18 protein-coding genes are annotated in these 19826 nt (G+C 71.6%); 15 read left to right on the top strand and 3 right to left on the bottom strand.

The annotated features are described in order from the left end of the window. Positions 1–79: 79 nt before the first annotated feature. Complete coding sequence (locus tag ABTY62_RS01400; protein ID WP_352127266.1) at positions 80–1282, top strand: PucR family transcriptional regulator; 1203 nt, start codon at positions 80–82, stop codon at positions 1280–1282. Between the two features lie 36 nt (positions 1283–1318). On the opposite strand, the gene ABTY62_RS01395 is transcribed toward ABTY62_RS01400, so the two are convergent. Beyond that, positions 1319–2431 (bottom strand): TetR/AcrR family transcriptional regulator, encoded by a 1113-nt coding sequence (locus ABTY62_RS01395; RefSeq protein WP_352127265.1) that lies wholly within the window; start codon positions 2429–2431, stop codon positions 1319–1321. A 256-nt stretch (positions 2432–2687) separates the two neighbouring features. On the opposite strand from ABTY62_RS01395, the gene ABTY62_RS01390 reads away from it, so the two are divergent. Both ABTY62_RS01390 and ABTY62_RS01385 read left to right on the top strand, forming a co-directional pair. Beyond that, positions 2688–3986 (top strand): SGNH/GDSL hydrolase family protein, encoded by a 1299-nt coding sequence (locus ABTY62_RS01390; RefSeq protein ID WP_502997387.1) that lies wholly within the window; start codon positions 2688–2690, stop codon positions 3984–3986. Positions 3987–4151: 165 nt separating this feature from the next. Next, positions 4152–5396 carry an MFS transporter gene (locus ABTY62_RS01385; RefSeq protein ID WP_352127263.1) on the top strand — a complete coding sequence of 415 codons (1245 nt, stop codon included), beginning with the start codon at positions 4152–4154 and terminating at the stop codon, positions 5394–5396. A gap of 11 nt (positions 5397–5407) precedes the next feature. Here ABTY62_RS01385 and ABTY62_RS01380 read toward each other — a convergent pair whose 3' ends face one another. After that, positions 5408–5767 carry an ArsR/SmtB family transcription factor gene (locus ABTY62_RS01380; protein ID WP_352127262.1) on the bottom strand — a complete coding sequence of 120 codons (360 nt, stop codon included), beginning with the start codon at positions 5765–5767 and terminating at the stop codon, positions 5408–5410. Positions 5768–5893: 126 nt separating this feature from the next. On the opposite strand from ABTY62_RS01380, the gene ABTY62_RS01375 reads away from it, so the two are divergent. The 11 genes from ABTY62_RS01375 (at position 5894) to ABTY62_RS01325 (ending at position 18435) form a co-directional block, all read left to right on the top strand. Then, positions 5894–7168 (top strand): MFS transporter, encoded by a 1275-nt coding sequence (locus ABTY62_RS01375; RefSeq protein WP_352127260.1) that lies wholly within the window; start codon positions 5894–5896, stop codon positions 7166–7168. Between the two features lie 143 nt (positions 7169–7311). Next, the gene (locus ABTY62_RS01370) at positions 7312–8466 is read left to right on the top strand and encodes a cation diffusion facilitator family transporter (RefSeq protein WP_352127259.1); all 1155 of its coding nucleotides are present in this window, start codon (positions 7312–7314) and stop codon (positions 8464–8466) included. Between the two features lie 381 nt (positions 8467–8847). Continuing rightward, positions 8848–10317: an ABC transporter substrate-binding protein gene (locus tag ABTY62_RS01365; RefSeq protein WP_352127258.1), complete on the top strand. Its 1470-nt coding sequence runs from the start codon at positions 8848–8850 to the stop codon at positions 10315–10317. A gap of 26 nt (positions 10318–10343) precedes the next feature. After that, positions 10344–11012: a haloacid dehalogenase type II gene (locus ABTY62_RS01360; RefSeq protein WP_311722020.1), complete on the top strand. Its 669-nt coding sequence runs from the start codon at positions 10344–10346 to the stop codon at positions 11010–11012. A gap of 5 nt (positions 11013–11017) precedes the next feature. Then, positions 11018–12295 (top strand): NAD(P)/FAD-dependent oxidoreductase, encoded by a 1278-nt coding sequence (locus ABTY62_RS01355; protein WP_502997386.1) that lies wholly within the window; start codon positions 11018–11020, stop codon positions 12293–12295. Positions 12296–12340: 45 nt separating this feature from the next. Continuing rightward, the gene (locus tag ABTY62_RS01350) at positions 12341–13288 is read left to right on the top strand and encodes an ABC transporter permease (RefSeq protein WP_352127256.1); all 948 of its coding nucleotides are present in this window, start codon (positions 12341–12343) and stop codon (positions 13286–13288) included. Further along, entirely contained in the window at positions 13275–14180 is a 906-nt protein-coding gene (locus ABTY62_RS01345; RefSeq protein WP_352127255.1) for an ABC transporter permease, read from the top strand. The genes ABTY62_RS01350 and ABTY62_RS01345 overlap by 14 nt, the downstream gene beginning before the upstream one ends. Then, positions 14170–14856, top strand: a complete 687-nt coding sequence (locus ABTY62_RS01340; protein ID WP_352127254.1) for a GntR family transcriptional regulator — start codon at positions 14170–14172, stop codon at positions 14854–14856. The genes ABTY62_RS01345 and ABTY62_RS01340 overlap by 11 nt, the downstream gene beginning before the upstream one ends. Positions 14857–14870: 14 nt before the next feature. Continuing rightward, positions 14871–15929, top strand: a complete 1059-nt coding sequence (locus ABTY62_RS01335; protein ID WP_352127253.1) for an ABC transporter ATP-binding protein — start codon at positions 14871–14873, stop codon at positions 15927–15929. Further along, positions 15926–16936: an ABC transporter ATP-binding protein gene (locus tag ABTY62_RS01330; RefSeq protein ID WP_352127252.1), complete on the top strand. Its 1011-nt coding sequence runs from the start codon at positions 15926–15928 to the stop codon at positions 16934–16936. Before ABTY62_RS01335 ends, ABTY62_RS01330 begins: the two co-directional genes overlap by 4 nt. 29 nt (positions 16937–16965) lie before the next feature. Further along, entirely contained in the window at positions 16966–18435 is a 1470-nt protein-coding gene (locus tag ABTY62_RS01325; RefSeq protein WP_352127251.1) for an aldehyde dehydrogenase family protein, read from the top strand. 12 nt (positions 18436–18447) lie between these two features. Here ABTY62_RS01325 and ABTY62_RS01320 read toward each other — a convergent pair whose 3' ends face one another. After that, positions 18448–18807: an ArsR/SmtB family transcription factor gene (locus ABTY62_RS01320; RefSeq protein WP_352127250.1), complete on the bottom strand. Its 360-nt coding sequence runs from the start codon at positions 18805–18807 to the stop codon at positions 18448–18450. A 171-nt stretch (positions 18808–18978) separates the two neighbouring features. On the opposite strand from ABTY62_RS01320, the gene ABTY62_RS01315 reads away from it, so the two are divergent. Next, the gene (locus ABTY62_RS01315) at positions 18979–19788 is read left to right on the top strand and encodes an alpha/beta fold hydrolase (RefSeq protein WP_352127249.1); all 810 of its coding nucleotides are present in this window, start codon (positions 18979–18981) and stop codon (positions 19786–19788) included. Positions 19789–19826: the final 38 nt, after the last annotated feature.

Raw genomic sequence — 19826 nt, 5'->3', positions numbered from 1 at the left:
TGGGTCACATCAGAATCCCGGGACGATGGAATCCAGCCAAGGTTGAAATGCATCCGATACGCCGCCCAGAATCGTGCACATGCACAATGCGGCCGTCGCCTTCCCTCCCCCCGACCCACGCATCGCCGAGCTCGCCCGGGAGTGCCTGGCCGATCTCGACGGGCTGATCGATCTGTGGATCGACGTGGTGGGCCCCATCCGCCGGACCTACGCCGACCGCGTGCCGGACGCCGACTTCCGGGACTCCGCGCGACACGCCCTGGAGATGCTGCTGCGCACCGTCGCCCAGCTGCCCGTGCCCGACCACATGGCCGAGGTGTCCGAGCGGGTCGGGACGCGGCGCGCACGGCAGGGGGTCCCGCTGGAGGCCCTGCTGGACGCGGCCCGGCTGGACTTCCGGGTGGTGTGGACGGCCCTGGTGCGGCGGGCCGAGGACCGGAACATGACGCACCTGGTGGCCTCCGCGTACTACGTCTGGGAGGCCGTCGAGCGCCATGTCACCGGCATCATGACCGCCTACCAGCGCACCGTGCTGGAGATGGGGCGCCTCGCCGACGACGAACGTCAGATGTGGTTCGCCCGTCTGATGGACTGCGACGGCCGCAATCCGACCGTGGTGGGTGACACCGCGCTGGCCCTCGGCTTCCAGGTCAGCGGGGAGTACCTGTGCGCCGCCGCTGCCGCGCAACACGGCGCCGCGCTGCGCCAGGCCGCCACGGAGCTGCGCACCGCGGGGGTGCCGGTCCAGCAGCAGGCCCTCGATTCGGCCGTGGTCCTCACCGCCCAGCTCGGGCCGCGCACCACCGCCCGCACCGTGCTGGGACACCTGGGGGACACGCCCTGCGGGGTGTCATCCACCGCCGGCCGCCTGGCCGACGTACCGCGAGCGGTCCGGCTGGCCATCACCACGGCGCGCAGTCTGCCCGCGGACGCCCGCGGGCCGCGGTGGCTGCGGGAGAGCTGGCTGGACGTCCTGGTCCACCACACCTCGGAGCTCGCGCACGACCTCGTCGACGATGTGCTCGGCGGACTCGACCGGCCCGACATCGGCGACGCCGAGAAGGAGCGGCTGCTGCGCACCGTGCATGTCCATCTCACCGGGAACGGTGCGATAGCCGACACCGCCGCGGCCGTGTACTGCCACCGCAACACCGTTCAGCACCGCTTCAACCGCTTCTGCGAACTCACCGGCCGCGACGTACGCCGCCCTGAGGACGCCGCCCTCATCGCCGTGGCCCTGCGGGCCCGGGCGCGGCGTGACGGGGTGGCGGACACCGGCTGAGCCCACGGCCGTGAAGGTGGGTCGAACCGGGCGGGGTCACGCTCCGCTCCGGCGGGATCGCGGGGCCTTCGGGGCGTCGGCGGTCGCCGCGGCGTGGACCGCGCCCCGGCCCTCGGCCCGGGCGACGATCCTGCCGTCCCGGACGCGCACCGCGGCCTCGGTCGCGTCGTCGGCGTCCGTGAGGCCGAGCGCCGAGGCGGTCAGGGCGCGGTCGTCGAGAACCAGACGTAGGCCCGGCCACGCGTCGGGGGCGAACACGCGCCGCAGACAGCCCCCGAGGTCGCCGACCCGGAGCCGGACGAGCCGTCCGATCTCGGCCGGATCGCTCGTCAGGACGGCCACGGTCACCTGCTCTCCGGGGGGTGCGCCGCGGACGGCCTCCTCGGCGGCGGCCAGCCGGCCCGTCCCCAGGACCGCGATCACGCCATCGGCGTCGAGGGCGACGCCGCGGCCGGTGATCTCGTCGGACACCCCGGCCGGCGGGGTCCAGGCCTCGTCGCAGGGGTGCGCCGGGGGCACATAGGGCAGGTGCGGCGGGTCCCACACATCGGCGAGGTCGATCCCGGCCAGATGCTCACAGGCGCGCGCCACGTCGAAGGGGTCGCCGAATCCCGGCGCCGTCTCCGCCAGGCCCGCCGAGCCGTTCAACAGCGTCAGCGCCAACTCGGCCAGCCGCACCCGCCGCACCCGCTCCGTGTCCCGGGGATGGTGTGCTTCGAGCGCCAGCGCGAGCAGCAGGGCCTCCAGCCGGACGACCTGGGCCAGCCCGGCCCGGGCCCGGTCGTCGTCGAACACGCCGGACAGCGAGCGCAGGCGCAGATGGCCGCCCGCCGACGCCTCGCCGACCAGCGGCAGCCGTTCGAGCCAGACCCGGGCGAACGCCCCCAGGGCATCGGCCACCGACGCCGGCGACTTCCGCGGGACCTCCTCGGTGGCGGCCGCGCCCGCCATGTCGACCAGCACCGCGAGATACAGGGCCCGCTTGCTCGGGAAGTTCGAGTACACCGCGCCACGGGTCAGTTCGGCTCGCTCGGCGATCCGGTCGACCTTCGCCTCGGCGTATCCGCGGTCGGCGAACTCCTCCCGCGCCGCGGCCAGCACCGCCGCACGCGTGTGTTCCTGCTGCTGCGCCCGAGTCAGGCGAACCATCACGACTCCCTTCCGTGGCCGCGCCAGGATATCCGGGGAATCCAGATGTTCTGAGTATCCCAGCGCGGCGAAGTACCCCCGCCCCCCAACTCGGCGTACCGCGGACCGTCGGTGGGAAGGGTGGGGTGCGTCGACCCCGACGACAGTCCGGCACACACCCTGCCCCCTGCCCGGAAAGAGATGATCCGTGCGAAAGAACACCCGAAGACTGAGTCTGCTGACGGCGGCCGCACTCGCCGCGGTTGTGCCTGTGGTGATGCTGGTGTCCGGCGCCCAGGGAGCCGAGAGGAGCGAGGCGCGCACCGAACCGGCCGACGCGGGCCCGGGCGCACCGCCCGCGGGCACCCACTGGGTTGGCACCTGGACCGCCATGCCCCAGCTGACCGAGCCGGGAAACATGCCGCCCGCGCCCTACACCCAGGACGGCACGGTCCTCGCCGACAGCACACTCCGGCAGACCGTGCATGTGTCGGTGGGCGGCAGCCATCTGCGGCTGCGCTTCTCCAATGCGTTCGGCGGTGCGCCGCTGCCCATCACCAGGGTTTCCGTGGCCATGCCCGTGGACGGCCGGGCGGGTGTGAGCGCGATCAGACCGGGCACGTCCCGGCCGGTCACCTTCCACGGCCGGGCCTCGACGACCGTGCCGACCGGCGCGCACGTGGTCTCCGACCCCCTGGACTTCACGCTGCCGGCGGGCTCGAACCTCACCGTGACCGCCTACCTGGCCACGGGCCAGCAGTCGACCGACATCACGTCCCACCCCGGCTCGCGCACCACCTCGTACCTGCTGCGCGGCGACCATGTCGAGGCCACGGACCTGGCGGGAGCGACCCCGGTCGACCACTGGTACTTCCTGAACGCCGTCGAGGTGTGGTCGCCGGCGCGGACCCGGGCCACCGCCGTGCTGGGGGACTCGCTCACCGACGGGCGGGGCTCCACCACCAACCACAACGACCGGTGGACGGACCGGCTGATGACACGTCTGCGCACGGACCGCAGGACGGCCGACACCGCGGTGCTGAACCAGGCGGCCGGCGGAAACCGGGTGCTCCATGACGGGTTGGGCCCGGGCGGCCTCTCCCGTCTGGACCGTGATGTCCTGGTGCAGCCCGGTGTCACCTCTCTGGTCGTCTTCGAAGGCGTCAACGACATCGGGACCGCCCCTGCCACCCCCGACGCACAGCGGGACGTCGCGGACCAGCTCATCGCCGCCTACGACCAGATCGTCATGCGCGCCCACGCGCGGGGCATCCGCGTCTACGGGGCCACCATCACTCCGTTCGGCGGCAACACCCCCTACGACGACGCGGCGGGCCACCGCGAAGCGACACGGCAGCGGGTCAACGACTGGATACGCACCAGCGGTCGCTTCGACGCGGTCGTGGACCTGGACAGGGCGGTGCGGGACACGGACGATCCACGGCGCCTCCGCCCGGACCTCGACGTGGGTGACCATCTGCACTTCAACCCCGAGGGCTACCGCGTGCTCGCCGAGGCCTTCCCCCTGCGCCTCTTTCTGAACCGGCCACTGCCACCCGGCTTCGGCTACAACTGACACGCACTTCGCCCCAGGACCGGGAGTCGGCGGTGGTGCCCCTATCCGCACAACGAATGGTTGCGCTTACCTGTCGCGACGGTTGTTTGATCCCGCCATCCCCTACTCGCTTTGATGCCGTTGGTCAGCGTGTGGCTGTTCGGAGCGGCGAGAGGTGCGTCGGGTATGGCGGGTAAGCGGGGGCTGGGGAGACGGTTCGGCTGGCTCTGGGCCTCATACGCGGTCAGCTCGTACGGCACGGGGCTCGGGTTCGGCGCGTTCCCCTTGATCGCGATCCTCGTGCTGCACTCCGGGCCGACCGAGGTGGCGGCGCTGTCCGCCGCGGGGCGGGCCGTGGGAGCGGTGGTGGCGGTGCCGCTCGGCCCGTGGGTGGAGTTCCGCCGCAAGCGGCCGGTCATGGTGGCGATGGACCTGACCCGGTTCGCGGCGCTGATGAGCGTCCCCCTCGCGTTCGCGCTCGGCCGGCTCAGCTTCGCCCAACTCCTCGTCGTCTCCGTGGTCGTCGCCGCGGCCAACATCGCCTTCAACGCGGCAAGCGGCGCGTTTCTGAAGGCGCTGCTCCCGCCGGAGGACCTGCTCGTCGCGAACGCCCGGTTCGAGTCCACGATGTGGAGCGCGACCACGGTCGGACCACCGCTCGGCGGGGCCTCGATCGCGATATTCGGCCCGGTGACGACCGTGGCGGCCGACGCGGTCAGCTATCTGCTCTCGGCGCTGGGCATCCGCGCCATCGGCGGGACGGAGCCGCGACCCGCGCGGTCCGGCACACCGCGGCTGCGAGCGGGCGATCTGTTCGAAGGATGGCGCCACCTCCTCACCCACCCCACGCTGCGCCCGCTGCTCTTCAACACGGTCGTGGTCAACGGCCTGATCATGGTGACGGAGCCGCTGCTCGCCGTGCTCCTGCTGGAGGACCTCGGGTTCACACCGTGGCAGTACGGCCTCGTGTTCGCGGTCCCTTGCGTCGGCGGCCTGGTCGGCTCGCGCCTCGCGCGCCGGCTCGTGCCGCGGTTCGGGCGGCACAAGGTGATGTTCACCGCCGGTGCGCTGCGCGCGTGCTGGCCCATCGGCCTGGCGTTCGTCCAGCCCGGCGTCCCCGGGATCGTGCTCATCATCGCCGTCCAGTTCGGCCTGGTGACCTGCTGCGCCGTGTACGGCCCGGTGCTGGCCACCTACCGGCTCGACCACACCGCCCCCGACCGGGTCGCCCGCACCCTGTCCGCGTGGTCGGTGAGCAGCAGCCTCAGCATCGCGGCCCTGACCGCCGTGTGGGGTCTGCTGGCCGCCCTCACCGGCCCCCGCACCGCGATCGCGGTCGCCGGGGTCCTCCTGCTGGCCACCCCGCTGCTGCTCCCGCGCCGCGAGAAGGCGCCCCTGAACGCGAAGGAGCAGGCCGCGAGCCTCACCTGAGGGGCGGTGACTCAGTCGTGCGGCGCCTGGCCGCTCACCCGATGGTCCGCGTGGCTGAGGGCTTCCAGGACGAGGCGGCGCAGATGGCCGTCGCTGAGCCGGTAGTAGATGTGCCGGCCCTCGCGCCGCGTCTCGACGAGCCCCGCGAGCCGCAGCTTGGCCAGGTGCTGGCTGACAGCGGTCCGCGACGCCGCGCACCGCTCGGCCAGCGAGCCGACGTCCGACTCCTCCTGCGCCAGCAGCCACAGGACATGCAGCCGGGTCGTGTCGGCCAGCATCGCGAACACCCCGGTCGCCTCGGCGAGGCGCGCACCGTCCGGCGGGCGCAGATGCGCATCAGGTGCAGTTGACATCGGTTCGCGATCCGTCATGCGGACAGCTTAGGGCTCGCCTTCGCGGCGATGTCGATGACCGGAAACCCACCTCCACATGTGCGCAGATGCGCATCTGTACGTATAGTGATCGGCCGCCCGCCCCTCCGACCAAGGGACCGCCGCATGCTCTCCGTCCTGCGCGACCGCGCCTATCGCCTGCTCTTCACGGCTCAGGTGATCGCTCTGGTCGGAACGGGTCTGGCCACCGTCGCGCTGGGCCTGCTGGCCTATGACATCGCGGGGGCGGACGCCGGTTCGGTGCTCGGCACCGCGCTGGGGATCAAGATGGCGGCGTACGTGCTGATCGCCCCGGTCGTCGGCGCCTTCGCCGACCGGCTGCCGCGCCGGGCGCTGCTGGTCGGCGCGGACCTGATCCGGGCCGGGGTGGCGCTGACGCTGCCCTTCGTCGACCAGGTCTGGCAGGTGTACGTCCTGGTCTTCGCGCTCCAGTCCGCCTCGGCCGCCTTCACCCCCACCTTCCAGGCCGTCATCCCGGAGGTCCTGCCCGCCGAGCGCGACTACACCCACGCGCTCTCCCTCTCGCGGCTCGCCTACGACCTGGAAAGCCTGTTCAGCCCGGCGCTCGCGGCCGGGCTGCTCACGCTGATCAGCTACAACTGGCTGTTCACCGGCACCGTGCTCGGCTTTCTGGCCTCGGCGGCGCTGGTGGTCTCCGCCGTCCTGCCCAAGCCGGTCGCGGCACCCCGCGCCGGCTCCGCCTACACCAAGGCCACCGCGGGCACCCGGCTCTTCTTCGCCGTTCCGCGGCTGCGCGCCCTGCTCGCCCTCAATCTCGCGGTCGCCGCCGCCGGCGCGACCGTCACCGTCAACACCGTGGTGTACGTGCGCGACCATCTCGGCCGCTCCGCCGCCGATGTGCCGCTCGCCCTCGGCGCGTACGGCGCGGGCTCGATGGCCGTCGCCCTGCTGCTGCCCCGGCTCCTCGACAGGGTCACGGACCGGGCCGTGATGCTGCGCGGCGCCCTCCTGCTCACCGCCGTCCACGTCGCGCTCGGCGCCCTGACGGCGGCCTCCGCGGGAGGGTGGCGATGGCCGGCGCTGCTCGCCGCGTGGGCCGCGTTCGGTGCCGCGTGCTCGATGGTGCTCACACCCGTCGGCCGCCTGGTCCGCCGCTCGGCGCCGGCCGAGGAGCGCACGTCGGTGTTCGCCGCGCAGTTCTCGCTCTCCCACTCCTTCTGGCTGCTGACCTACCCGCTCGCCGGATGGCTCGGCGCGACGGCCGGGCTCCAGTCGGCGGTGATCACGCTGGGCGCGATCGCCTTCGCGGCGGCGCTGCTGGCGGTGTGGCTGTGGCCGTCGCACGACCCGGACCACCGCTCCGGAGCGGGCTCCGGCCCGCTGAGGTCGGCGCACCCGGAACCCACGCGAGCCCGGTGAGGCAGTTCACCGCCCTCAGGCAGTGACTCAAATCTTTCCGTACGATCCTACAAGTGCATTGGTGCACGCGTATGCACATAATGATAGGAGGGTGCCCCGGCACCGTTCTCCCCGCGGCAACATTCCTGGAAGGTGAGCCACGCATGAAGGCCCACGAACACCCTCATCCCCCAGCCCCGGCAGATGCCCACCCGAAGGCGCACGCGTCGGCTCATGACCATGGGCACGATCACGGGCACCACGAGGATCACAGCCACGACCACGATCACGGGCACGACCATGGCCACAGCCACGACCACGGCGAGGGCCGCTGGTCCCGCTGGAAGCACCAGGTCACCCATGTGGTGAAGCCGCACTCGCACGAGGCGGCGGACAAGGTCGACTCCGCGATGGAGTCGTCCGCCGAGGGCATGCGCGCCCTCTGGCTCTCCCTGGCGATCCTGGGCGCCACCGCGATCTTCCAGACCGTGGTCGTCCTCATCTCCGGTTCGGTGGCGCTGCTGGGTGACACCATCCACAACTTCGCCGACGCGATGACCGCGCTTCCGCTCGGCGTGGCCTTCGTCCTGGGACGGCGTGCGGCGAACCGCAAGTTCACCTACGGCTACGGGCGCGCCGAGGACCTGGCCGGAATCGTCATCGTCCTCACCATCGCCGCCTCGGCGGCCCTGGCCGCCTACGAGGCCATAGACCGGCTGATGAACCCGCGCGACGTCTCCCACCTGGGCATCGTCTCCGTCGCGGCGGTCATCGGCTTCATCGGCAACGAATGGGTGGCCCGCTACCGGATCCGGGTCGGACGGAAGATCGGCTCGGCGGCCCTGGTCGCCGACGGACTGCACGCCCGCACCGACGGCTTCACCTCGCTCGCCGTGCTGCTGGGCGCCGGCGGTGCCGCGCTCGGCTGGCAGCTCGCCGACCCGATCGTCGGCCTGCTCATCACGGCCGCGATCCTGCTCGTCCTCAAGGACGCGGCACGCGAGGTCTTCCGCCGCCTCATGGACTCCGTCGACCCCGCCCTCGTCGACAAAGGCGAGGCCGCGGTGCGCGAGGTTCCCGGGGTGCGCGGCGTGAGTGAGCTGCGGATGCGCTGGATCGGGCACAAGCTGCGCGCCGAGGCCACGGTCGAGGTGGACGGAGGGCTGAGCGTACGGGAGTCGCACGGCGTGGCGGTCGACGTCGAGCATGCGCTGATCCACGCGGTGCCCCGGCTGACCGCCGCCCTGGTGCACACCGACCCGGCTCTCGGACCGGACGTGGACGACCCCCATCTGGCGCTCGCCCACCACATGACATGACATCAGGCCCCGGCTGACCCGGCCGGGGCCGCCACATCGGGCATTCGTCCAGACCAATTGGCGTCAGGGTCCTGGATCCATTCGGCATGCCCTTTTCCGGGAATTCAACTGCCGCCCGCCCATTCCGGCTTCGACGAGCAGGTGACATGACGGCAATAGGTTGTTTACAAAATATCATCGACAACCTATCGACAGCGCCGTCATCGCCTCTTACCTTCGTCAACCAAGCGCCACCTCCCCGATTCCGGCCATCTTCGGCCGCGCCGACTCCCCGAACGCTGGGAAGTCTCAGTTGCCCCGATCGGATCAGTGAGACCCATGAACAAACCGCGCTTGGCCCTTGTACTGACAGCAACGACCCTGACGCTCACGTCCTGCGGAATGGGCGGCCAGACCTCCAGCGGCAGTGACGCCGCAGGCGCTCGGTCCATCGTGGTCGACGAACCGTTCGCGCCGGCCGCCAACTGGGCCCTGGAGACCGACGACTCCTTCGTCCTCAGCAAGGCGGGCTGCCTGGAGACCCTGGTGAAGTACCAGACGGGCGGCGGGATCAAGCCGATGCTCGCCGCCTCGTGGAAGCAGACCCGCCCGACCACCTGGGACTTCACCCTCCGCTCGGGAGTGACGTTCCAGGACGGCTCCCCGCTCGACGCCAAGGCGGTGGCCGGAGCCCTGAAACACGCGCTCGCCGCGAAGACTCCGGCCCCCGGATTCTCGCCCGACACGATCGCCGGCGTCACGGAGGTGGACGGCTCGACCGTGCGGATCACCACCCCCGCCCCCGACGCCCTGCTGCCCTTCCGGCTCGCCGCCCCCAACACCGGAATACTCGCCCCGAAGGCCTACACCGGATCGTCGACCGATCCCGAAGGAACGTGCACCGGTCCGTTCCGCATCACCAAGGAAATCCCCCAACAGGCAATCCAGCTCAAGCGCAATCCGAAGTACTGGAACGGCCCGGTGAAACTGGCCTCCGCCGAGGTACGGTTCATCGCGGACGGCGCCAAACGGGCCACCCAGATACAGACCGGGGAAGCCCAGATATCCAGAAAGCTTCCCGTCCCGAGCGTCCAGGACCTCAAGGGGAACTCCTCCGTCGAGGTGCTGACCGAACAGCTTCCCCGAACCACGGAACTCGTCCTCAACAACAAAAAAGCCCCCTTCGACAATGAGAAGGTGCGGCAGGCGTTCCAGGCGGCGATCGACACCAAGGCGATCACCGACGCCGTCTACCAGGGGGCGGGGCGGCAGGCCGTCGGCCCGTTCGGCCCCGGAGAACCCTGGACGCCCGACGGGGCCGCCCCGGTGAAGGCCGACCCGGCCAAGGCCAGGGCCCTGCTCTCCGAGGCCGGGGTGAAGCCCGAGTCGATCAAGGTGTCCCTGATCGCCTACAACGAGGGATCGGGCTTCTCCGATCTCGCCGCCATCATCCAGCAGGAGCTCAAGGCCATCGGCGTGAAGGCGAGCATCCGCACCGGCGACTACGCCTCCGTGGAACCCGACCTGCTCTCCGGCGACTTCCAGGCCGCCCTGCTCTCGCGCAACCACCTCGGCGACATGCCCGACCCGCTGGGCTATCTGACCGCGGACTACACCTGCAAGGGCAGCTACAACCTCTCGCACTACTGCGACCCGAAGACCGACGCCCTCATCAAGAAGGCCGCTTCCGCGAAGGACCCCGAAGCCCGCTACGCCGACTACGCCAAGGTCGCCGCGGAGCTCCAGTCCCGCGCCGTGGACGTCTTCCTCGTCCACGAGACCGAGTCCGTCGCCGTCGCCTCCGGCCTCAAGGGCTTCGCCGTCCACCCGTACTACACCCTCACCGCGAACCTCTCCCTCGGCACCAAGTGACGCCGCACCACCCAAAGGAGCACGCTGTGATCGACTTCCGGCCCAAGTACATCACGTTCGACTGCTACGGCACCCTCACCGCCTTCGGGATGTCCGCCCTCACCCGTGAGCTGTTCGCCGACCGCGTCGCGGCCGAGCGGATGGAGGACTTCCTCGACGACTTCGAGGCGTTCCGGATCGACGAGGTGCTGGGCGCCTACCAGCTCTACCCCGACGTCATCAGGCACGCCCTTCAGCGGGCCTGCGCCCTGTGGAACATCGAATACCGCGACACGGACGGCGCGGCCATCGTCGCCGCCGTGCCCACCTGGGGTCCGCACCCCGATGTGCCGGACGCGCTGCGCACCCTCGCCGAGAGCTATCCGCTGGTCATCCTCTCCAACGCGGCGAACGACCAGATCGGCGGCAACGTCGAGAAGCTGGGCGCCCCGTTCCACGCCGTGTACACGGCCGAGCAGGCCCGTGCGTACAAGCCGCGCTTCCAGGCGTTCGAGTACATGCTGGAGCAGTTGGGCTGCGCCCCCGATGAGATCCTGCACGTCTCCTCGAGCCTGCGCTACGACCTCATCCCGGCCCACGATCTGCGGATCGCCAACAAGGTGTACGTCAACCGGCGCTATGAGCCCAGCGTGCCGTACTACGGCTACCACGAGGTGTCGGCCCTGTCCGAACTGCCCGCGCTGCTCGGGCTGTGAGCGCCGTGAAAACCGTCCCGTACTGGCTGGACACCTCCCCGGCCGGCCCCGACCGCAGCGCGGTGGAGATCGGTGGCCGCACCGATGTGGCGATCGTGGGCGCCGGGCTGACCGGGCTGTCCGCCGCGCTTCATCTGGCCCGCAAGGGCGCCCAGGTCACCGTGCTCGAGCAGGAGAGCGTGGGCTGGGGAGCGTCGGGACGCAACGGCGGCATGTGCACCACGGGGCTGGCCATCGGCTTCCTCACCGCCGTGGAGCGCTACGGCCTTCCCACCGCCAAGGCGGCCTACCTGGCCTACAACGAGGCCATCGACACCGTCGAGAAGCTGGTGGTGGAGGAGGACATCGACTGCGACTTCACCCGCACCGGAAAGCTCAACCTGGCCGCCAAGCCCGCGCACTACGAGCGGCTGGCCCGCACCCATGAGGCACTCGCCGACCTGATCGGTTACCCCACACAGCTGGTCCCCAGGAAGGACATCAGGTCCGAGATCGGATCCGACCACTACCACGGCGCGATGGCGGATCCTCAGGGCGCGGGCCTGCACGTGGGCAAGTTCGTCCGCGGTCTGGCCGAGGCCGCCGCCGCCCAGGGGGTGCGGATTCTGGAGAAGGCCCCGGTCACCGGGGTCCGCCGGGTCAGCGGCACCACGCACGATGTGACCACGCCCATCGGCACCCTCCGCGCCGATCAGGTGCTGGTCGCCACGAGCGGCTACACCGGCTCCCCGTTCCGCTGGCTGCGCAACCGGATCATCCCCGTCGGCAGCTTCATCATCGTCACCGAACCGCTTCGGCAGGAGGTGGTCGACGAGCTCATGCCCACCCGCCGGATGGCCTCCGACTCCAAGAACATCCTCTACTACTTCCGCATCACCCCCGACAACCGGCTGCTGTTCGGCGGGCGGGCGCGGTTCGCCATGTCCAATCCCCAGTCCGACCGGAAGAGCGGACAGATTCTGCGCAAGGGGATGCTCTCGGTGTTCCCGCAGCTCGACGGCGTGCGCATCGACTACCTGTGGGGCGGTCTCGTCGACATCAGCCTCGACCAGATGGTCCACTCCGGCGAGCGGGACGGCCTCTACTACTCCCTCGGCTACTCGGGCCACGGGGTCCAGATGGCCACCCACATGGGCCGGCAGATGGCCGATGTCATGGACGGCCGGCCCGAGGCGAACATCTGGCGCGGCATGAAGTTCCCGCGGGTCCCCGGACACTTCGGGCCCCCCTGGTTCCTGCCGTTCGCCGGGGCCTACTACCGGGCCCTCGACATCATCAAGTAACCCACCGCCCACCTGCCGGAAGAGCCCGGAAAGGAGGAGTGAACGATGGTCAGATTCGCCGTGCGGCGGCTTCTGGTGCTGCTGATCACCCTGCTCGCCGTATCAGCGGCCACCTTCGCCATCCCGTACGCCTCGGGCGGCGATCCCGTCCGGACGATCCTGCGGTCCAGAGTCTCCGACCAGGCCCTCGACCCCTCGGCGATCGCGGCCCTGCGCTCCGAGCTCGGGCTCGACCGGCCGATCCTCGTCCAGTATCTGAGCTGGCTCGGCCATGCGGTGCGTGGGGACTTCGGCCTGTCCTTCACCAGCCGCACCCCGGTCGACCAACTGCTGTCCACCGCCATCGGCGTGTCCGGCACCCTGGCTGTCATCGCCATCGGGCTGGCCTTCCTCGCGGCCCTGCCGCTGGGCACGCTCGCCGCGATGCGGCCGGGGAAACGGGTCGACAACGGAGTGACCCTGGTGACGCAGAGCTTCGTCGCCGTCCCCGAATACTGGCTGGCCCCCATCCTGGTGCTGGTCTTCTCCCGCTACCTCGGCTGGCTGCCCTCGGCCGGATGGCGCGACCCGACGTCCATCATCCTGCCCGCCCTCACCCTCGCACTGCGGCCCATGGCCTACTTCACGCAGGTCACCAGAGCGGCGATGAGCGATGTCCTGGCATCGCCCTATATGACCGCCGCCCGCAGCCGGGGACTGAGCGGAGGCCAGGCGCTGCTGCGGCACGGGCTGCGCAATGCCCTGCTGCCCGTGATGACGCTGTTCTCCCTGTGGTTCGCGGGGCTGCTCGGCGGGTCGGTGGTCGTGGAGGTCATCTTCGCCATCCCCGGAATGGGCCGGCTCGTCTACAACGCCGTGGTCAACCACGATGTCCCGCTGATCCAGGGCGGAATCCTGTGCACCGTGGCGCTGGCGGTCCTGATCACCACCGTGACCGACCTTCTGTACGCAACTGTCAACCCGGCCGTGAGGGTGCACGATGGCGCTGTCTAGCTCGCTTTCCCACGATCCGGTGCCCGCCACCGCCCCCCGGCGCCTCGCCCGCCGGACCGCCACCGGTCTGCGCGTGGTCACCGGCCGGCACTGGACGCTGCGCCTCGGCGCCGTCGCGCTGGCCCTGGTGCTGATCGTCCTGCTGCTCACCCCGTGGATCGCGCCGTACGACCCGGCACACCAGGACCTCGGCCGGCGGCTGGCCGGGCCCGGCGCCCACCATCTGCTCGGCACCGACCAGTTGGGCCGGGACATCCTCAGCAGGCTGATGTACGGCGGCCGCTTCTCGGTCTCCATCGCGGCGGTCACGCTGCTGCTCTCCGCCGTGATCGGCACGGTGATCGGAGCCTTCAGCGCGCGGCGCGGCGGGGTGGTGGACGAGGTGGTCATGCGCACCACCGACCTGCTGATCTCGATCCCCGACGTGATCGTCGCCCTGTTCCTGATCGCGGCCTTCGGCACCGGCTACGGCATGCTCATCGCGGCCCTGACCCTCGTCGGCTGGACCCCCTTCGCCCGCCTGATGCGGGGCCTCGCCCTGGAGATCAACAGCCGGGAGTACATCGAGGCCGCCGAGGCGCTCGGCTGCTCCAAGGCCTTCATCATCTTCCGCCACGTCATCCCCAACGCGCTGCGGCCCGTGCTCTCCCTGGGCTTCCTGCGGTTCGGCCACAAGCTCATCACCGTCGGCGGGCTGTCCTACCTGGGGCTGGGCGTGCAGCCCCCCGACTCCGACTGGGGCGCCATGCTGCTGGACGCCCAGCCGTACATGGAGCGCCTCCCCCTGCTGGTGATCGCGCCCGGCGCCGCGATCTTCGTGACGGCGCTGAGCGTCACCCTGATCGGCCACGGCATGGAGCTGAAACGCAAGAGGAGGACGGATGCCACGTGAGACCACGCCGCCGGCTCCCCCGGTCCGCCGCACCACGCTCACCGCACAGGTCGTGGAGCAGATCCGGTCCCGGCTGCTCACCGGCACCTTCCCGCCCGGCTCCCAGCTGGGCGAGGCCGAACTCGCCGAATCCCTGGGGGTCAGCCGCGGCCCGGTGCGCGAGGCCCTCGCCCGCCTCGTCCACGAGGGACTGCTGCTGAGCCAGCCCCATCGCGGGGTGTTCGTGCCGCTGCTCGGCGAGGCCGACGTCCTCGACATCTACTACGCCAGGGAGGCGCTCGAGGCCGCCGCCTTCCGCCGGGTCATCACCTCGCCCAGACCGCCCGGCCTGCTGCCGGCCCTCGGCGAGACGGTGGACGAACTCGCCCGTGCCACGCGCACCGGTGACTGGTCGAAGGTGGCCGACCTCGATGTGCGGTTCCACTCCCTGGTGATCGAGGCGGCCGGCAGCCCCCGGCTGACCCGCATGTTCGGCACCGTGATCGCCGAGACCCGGCTGTGCCTGAACCTGCAAGCCGACGCCGACCCCGCGCGCCTCGACCTCGTCGACGAACACCGGGAACTGGCGCGGCTGATCGCGGGCGACGACGTCGACGCCGCGCTGGCCACCCTCGCCCAGCACTTCGAAGAAGCCACCGTGACCGTGCGGAACCGCCTTCGCGCGGTCCGACGCTGAAGGGAACCCGGACCATGCGCCTGCCTCACCGTCCCCCGCCGGCCCCCGTGACCACCGGCGACACCGCGCTCGAGATCCGGGACCTGCGGGTGGAGTTCCCGGAGTCCGGTCACGCCTCCGCCACCCCCGCGGTCGACGGCCTCGACCTGACCGTCCGGCGCGGCGAGATCGTCGCGCTGGTCGGCGAGTCGGGCTCCGGCAAGACCATGACGGCGCTGAGCGCCATCGGGCTGCTGCCGCCCGGCGCCCGGGTCACCGGCGGCCGGATCACCCTCGGCGAGGAGAACCTGACCGCCCTGCCGCCGAAGCGGATGAACCGCATCCGCGGGCACCGGCTGGCCATGCTCTTCCAGCAGCCCAAGGTCATGCTCGACCCGACCTGCACGGTGGGCAGCCAGGTCGCCGAGCCGCTGCGGCTGCACCGAGGGCTCAGCCGCCGCCAGGCGAAGGCGCGCGTCGTGGAACTCCTGCGCGACGTCGGCATCCCGGAACCCGAGCGCAGAGCCGCCTCGTACGCACACCAGCTCTCCGGCGGCATGGCCCAGCGGGTGATGATCGCGGCGGCCCTCGCCGCCGACCCCACCATGATGATCGCCGACGAGCCGACGACCGCGCTCGACGCCACCGTCCAGGCCCAGATCCTGCGGCTGCTCCGCCGCAAGCAGCGCGAGTCCGGCATGGCCGTGCTGCTCATCACGCACGACCTCACCATCGTCACCTCGATCGCCGACCGGGTGGCCGTCATGTACGCGGGGCGGGTGGTGGAGGAGGGATCGGTGCGCGAGGTCTTCGACGCCCCCGAACACCCCTACACCCGCGCCCTGCTGAAGGCGTCGCTGCTCCAGTCCGAGGAGGGCAGGCTCTTCTCCATCCCGGGCAGCGCGACCCAGTCCCGCGGCCTGGACCGCGGATGCCGGTTCCAGCCCCGATGTCCGCTCTCCCAGGACCTGGGCATCACCGGCCGGTGTTCGGGCGCCGAGCCGCCGCTGCACACCCACGGTGGTGAGCACCGCTGCCGCTGCTGGGCGTCCCAGCCCGGCGGCGAGCCCGTCGGCGAGGCGGTGGCCGTATGACCGCGCTCGTGGAAGCGGACCGCGCCCCCGGCCCCGCGGCGGGACAGCCGCTCGTCGTCGTGGAGGACCTGGTCAAACACTTCCCGGTGAAGGGCCGCGCGTTCGGCGGCAAGAGCTATGTCCACTCGGTCGACCATGTGTCGTTCACCATCGCCCCCGGAGAGGTCCTGGGTCTTGTGGGTGAGTCGGGCTGCGGCAAGTCCACCCTGGCCAGGGCCATGCTCGGGCTCACTCCGGTCGACTCCGGGCGTGTCTTCTTCGACGGCGTCCATGTCGCCCGGACCAGGGGCCGCGGCCGCAAGGCCCTGCGCCGTTCGATGCAACTGGTCTTCCAGGACCCGTTCGCCGCGCTGGACCCGCGGATGCGACTGGGCACCAGCCTCGAGGCCCCGCTCGCCCAGCACGGCCTGGGGACCCGGGAGGAGCGCCAGCAGCGCATTCTCCAGGTCCTCGGCCAGGTGGGGCTCGACGCGTCGTTCCTCGGCCGGCGCCCGGGCGAATGCTCCGGCGGCCAGCTCCAGCGGCTCGTGGTGGCCCGCGCCCTGCTGCTCCGCCCACGCCTGCTGATCTGTGACGAGCCGACCTCCGCGCTCGACGCCTCCGTCCGCGCCCAGATCCTCAACCTCCTCGTCGAGCTCAAGGACGAGCTGGATCTGACCCTGCTGATGATCTCCCACGACCTGCGCGTCGTACGGCACATCTGCGACCGGGTGGCGGTCATGTATCTCGGCGAGATCGTCGAAGTGGCCTCCCGGGAGGAGCTGTTCGAACGCCCCGCCCACCCCTACACCCGGGCGCTGCTGGACGCCTCGCTGCCGGAGGCGTCCGCCGGGGAGGGCGAGTTCGGCGCACTGCGCGGTGAGCCGCCCAGCCCGGTGAGCCCGCCCTCCGGGTGCCGCTTCCACCCCCGCTGCCCCCTGGTCGGCGAGCGGTGCCGCACCCAGGCCCCCACGCTGGGCGCGGGCCCCGCGGGCCGCCTCGTCTCCTGCCACTACCCGAGCGCGTGACGCGCCGCCCGAACGAAGAGAGCGAGCCGATGACCACTGTCGAGACCGCGCCCGCCACCCCGCTGACCTGGCGGCCGCCCGCCGGGGCGCTGTGGTCCGGGAGATGGGTGGACGGCGCGTCCACGATGCCTGTGCACGATCCGGAGGACGGCCGCCTGCTCGGCCATGTCACGGACACCAGCCCCGCCGAGGTCGACGAGGCCGTCACCGGCGTGGCCGCCGCCGTCGCCTCCGGGGCGAGCTGGCCCGCCTGGAGGCGGCGCGAGGCGCTGGACACGGCCGCCGGGCTGGTCCTGCGCCACCGCGAACGGCTGGCCGAGGTGATCTCCCGGGAGGGCTGCAAGACGCTGCGGGAGGCGAACGGCGAGGTGTCCCGCGCCGCGGAGACCCTGCGGCTCTCGGCCCAGCAGACCCACCGCCTCACCGGTGAGACCCTGCCGTTCTCCGACACCTCCCGCGGCGAGGGCCGGCTGGGCTGGTACACCCGGGAACCGGTCGGGGTGGTCGCCGCCATCACCCCCTTCAACGACCCGCTCAACCTGGTCGCGCACAAGGTGGGCCCGGCCCTGGCCGGCGGGAACGGCGTGGTCCTCAAGCCGGCCGAGGCCACCCCGCTCACCGCGCTGGCGTTCGCCGAGATCCTGCTGGACGCCGGGGTGCCCGCCGGGCGGATCGCGGTCGTCCCGGGCACCGGCGGCGGTGCGGGCCGCGCCCTGGTCAGCCACCCGCTGGTGGACCTGGTGTCCTTCACCGGCGGCCACCGGACCGGAGACGCGGTGGCCGGCGCCGCCGGAGCCAAGAAGACCCTCATGGAGCTGGGCGGGAACAACGCCGTCCTCGTCCTCGACGACGCGGACACCCGGGCGGCCGCGCAGGCCGTGGTGGCGGGGGCCTTCGGTGTGGCGGGGCAGAACTGCCTGTCGGTGCAGCGGGTCTTCGTCGCCGCGCGCGTCTTCGCGCCCTTGCTCCGGGATGTGCTCGCGGCCACCGAGGAGCTACGGGTGGGCAGCAAGGCCGATCTCCGTACGGACATCGGTCCGCTCATCAGCGAGCGCGAGGCGCGCCGGGTCGAGGAGTGGGTGCGGGAGGCGCGCGAGGGCGGCGCGGTGGTGCGCGCCGGAGGCCGCCGGGACGGCACTTTTTACTGGCCGACCGTGCTCACGGACGTCCCGGCGGACGCGAAGGTGATGACCGAGGAGATCTTCGGCCCGGTGCTGGTGGTCGAGCCGGTCGACACGGTGGACCAGGCCGTCGCCCGCGCCAACGACACCCGCTACGGCCTTCAGGCGGGCGTCTTCACCACCTCGCTGGACACCGCCTTGGACATCGCGGAACGGCTCCGGGTCGGCGCCGTGATGATCAACGACAGCAGCGACTTCCGGATCGACGCGATGCCCTTCGGCGGGCCCAAACGGTCGGGCGTCGGCCGTGAGGGGGTGCGGTATGCCGTGGAGGCCATGACCGAGCCCAAGGTCGTCGCCGTACGCCGTGGCGCATGACCGTCTGCCGTCTCAGTCGTGCGACGGAGCCCCGGTGACCATGTGATCGGCGTGGTTGACGGCCTCGACGACCAGCCGGCGCAGGTGGCCGTCGTGGAGCGAGTACACCGAGCGGCGGCCCTCCTTGCGCACCCGGACCAGCCCGGCCAGCCGCAGCTTGGCCAGGTGCTGGCTCACCGCGGGGCGGGCCGCCCCGCTGGCCTCGGTGAGGGTGTTGACATCGGCCTCGCCCCGGGCGAGGGACCACACCAGATGCAGCCGGGTCGGGTCGGAGAGCAGCGAGAAGACATGGGCGGCCGCGGAGAACTGCGCCGCGCCGCTGGGATGCGTATGCGACCTGGTCGGGGTCGCCGGCCCGTCATTCACCGGCATCCGCCGGCCCAGCGAGCTGATTGATGCATGCGTGCATTCATATGCACATAATGGTACAGGCGCATGCATGGTGTCCAATGCGACCCCCGTCACGCCCCGGCGCGGCTGTCCGCCGAGAATGGCCACCGGCGAGATCAGGGCCCGACCGCAACAGCTTCGCAGGGAAATGGCATGACAGACGGCGCACAACACATCCACGGCACCACCCGCGCCCAGGACGGCACGGCCCTGGCCTATCAGCTCCAGGGGTCCGGGCATCCGCTCGTGCTCCTGGCCGGGCAGGCCAACAACCACCACTGGTGGGACGGCGTGCGCGAGGACTTCCACGCCACGCACCACACGATCACCGTCGACTACCGGGGTACCGGCGCAAGCGGCAGACCCCACGAGGGCTACTCCACACGGCAGTTCGCCGAGGACGTGATCACGGTCCTGGACCAGCTGGGCGTCGAGCGCGCCGATGTCTACGGGACGTCCATGGGCGGCCGGGTCGCCCAATGGGTCGCCGCCCGCCACCCGGAGCGGGTCCGGCGCCTCGTCCTCGGCTGCACCTCACCCGGCGGCCCGCACGCCGTCGAGCGCGACGCCTCGGTGCGGCGCGCCCTCGCCCAGGCGGATCCGCGCGCCGCGCGCGAGGCCCTGCTGGATCTCATGTACTCCCCCGCCTGGCTGGCCACCCACCCCGGCCCGTACTCGACCCTCGGCGATCCGGACATGCCCGCACACGCCCGGCGGGGCCACCTGAGGGCCAGCAACGAGCACGACGCCTGGGACGCCCTCCCCGGCATCGGCGCCCCCACCCTCCTCCTGCACGGCGACCAGGACCGGCTCACACCGCCGGACAACATCCCCCTGCTCGCCGCCCGCATCCCCCACGCGACGACACATGTCTTCCCCGGTGCCCGACACGCCTACTTCGAGGAGTGCCGGCCCGCAGCCGGCGCCCTGGTGTCCGGGTTTCTCACGGCGGAGCGGTGGTGAGCGGACGCGCGGTCCCGGGGCCGTGCCCTCGGCGCGCG

Source organism: Streptomyces sp. NPDC097640, from assembly GCF_040302705.1.
Taxonomy (GTDB): domain Bacteria; phylum Actinomycetota; class Actinomycetes; order Streptomycetales; family Streptomycetaceae; genus Streptomyces.
The sequence above is the reverse complement of the archived record's forward strand: the minus strand, read 5'-3'. Positions and strand labels throughout refer to the sequence as shown.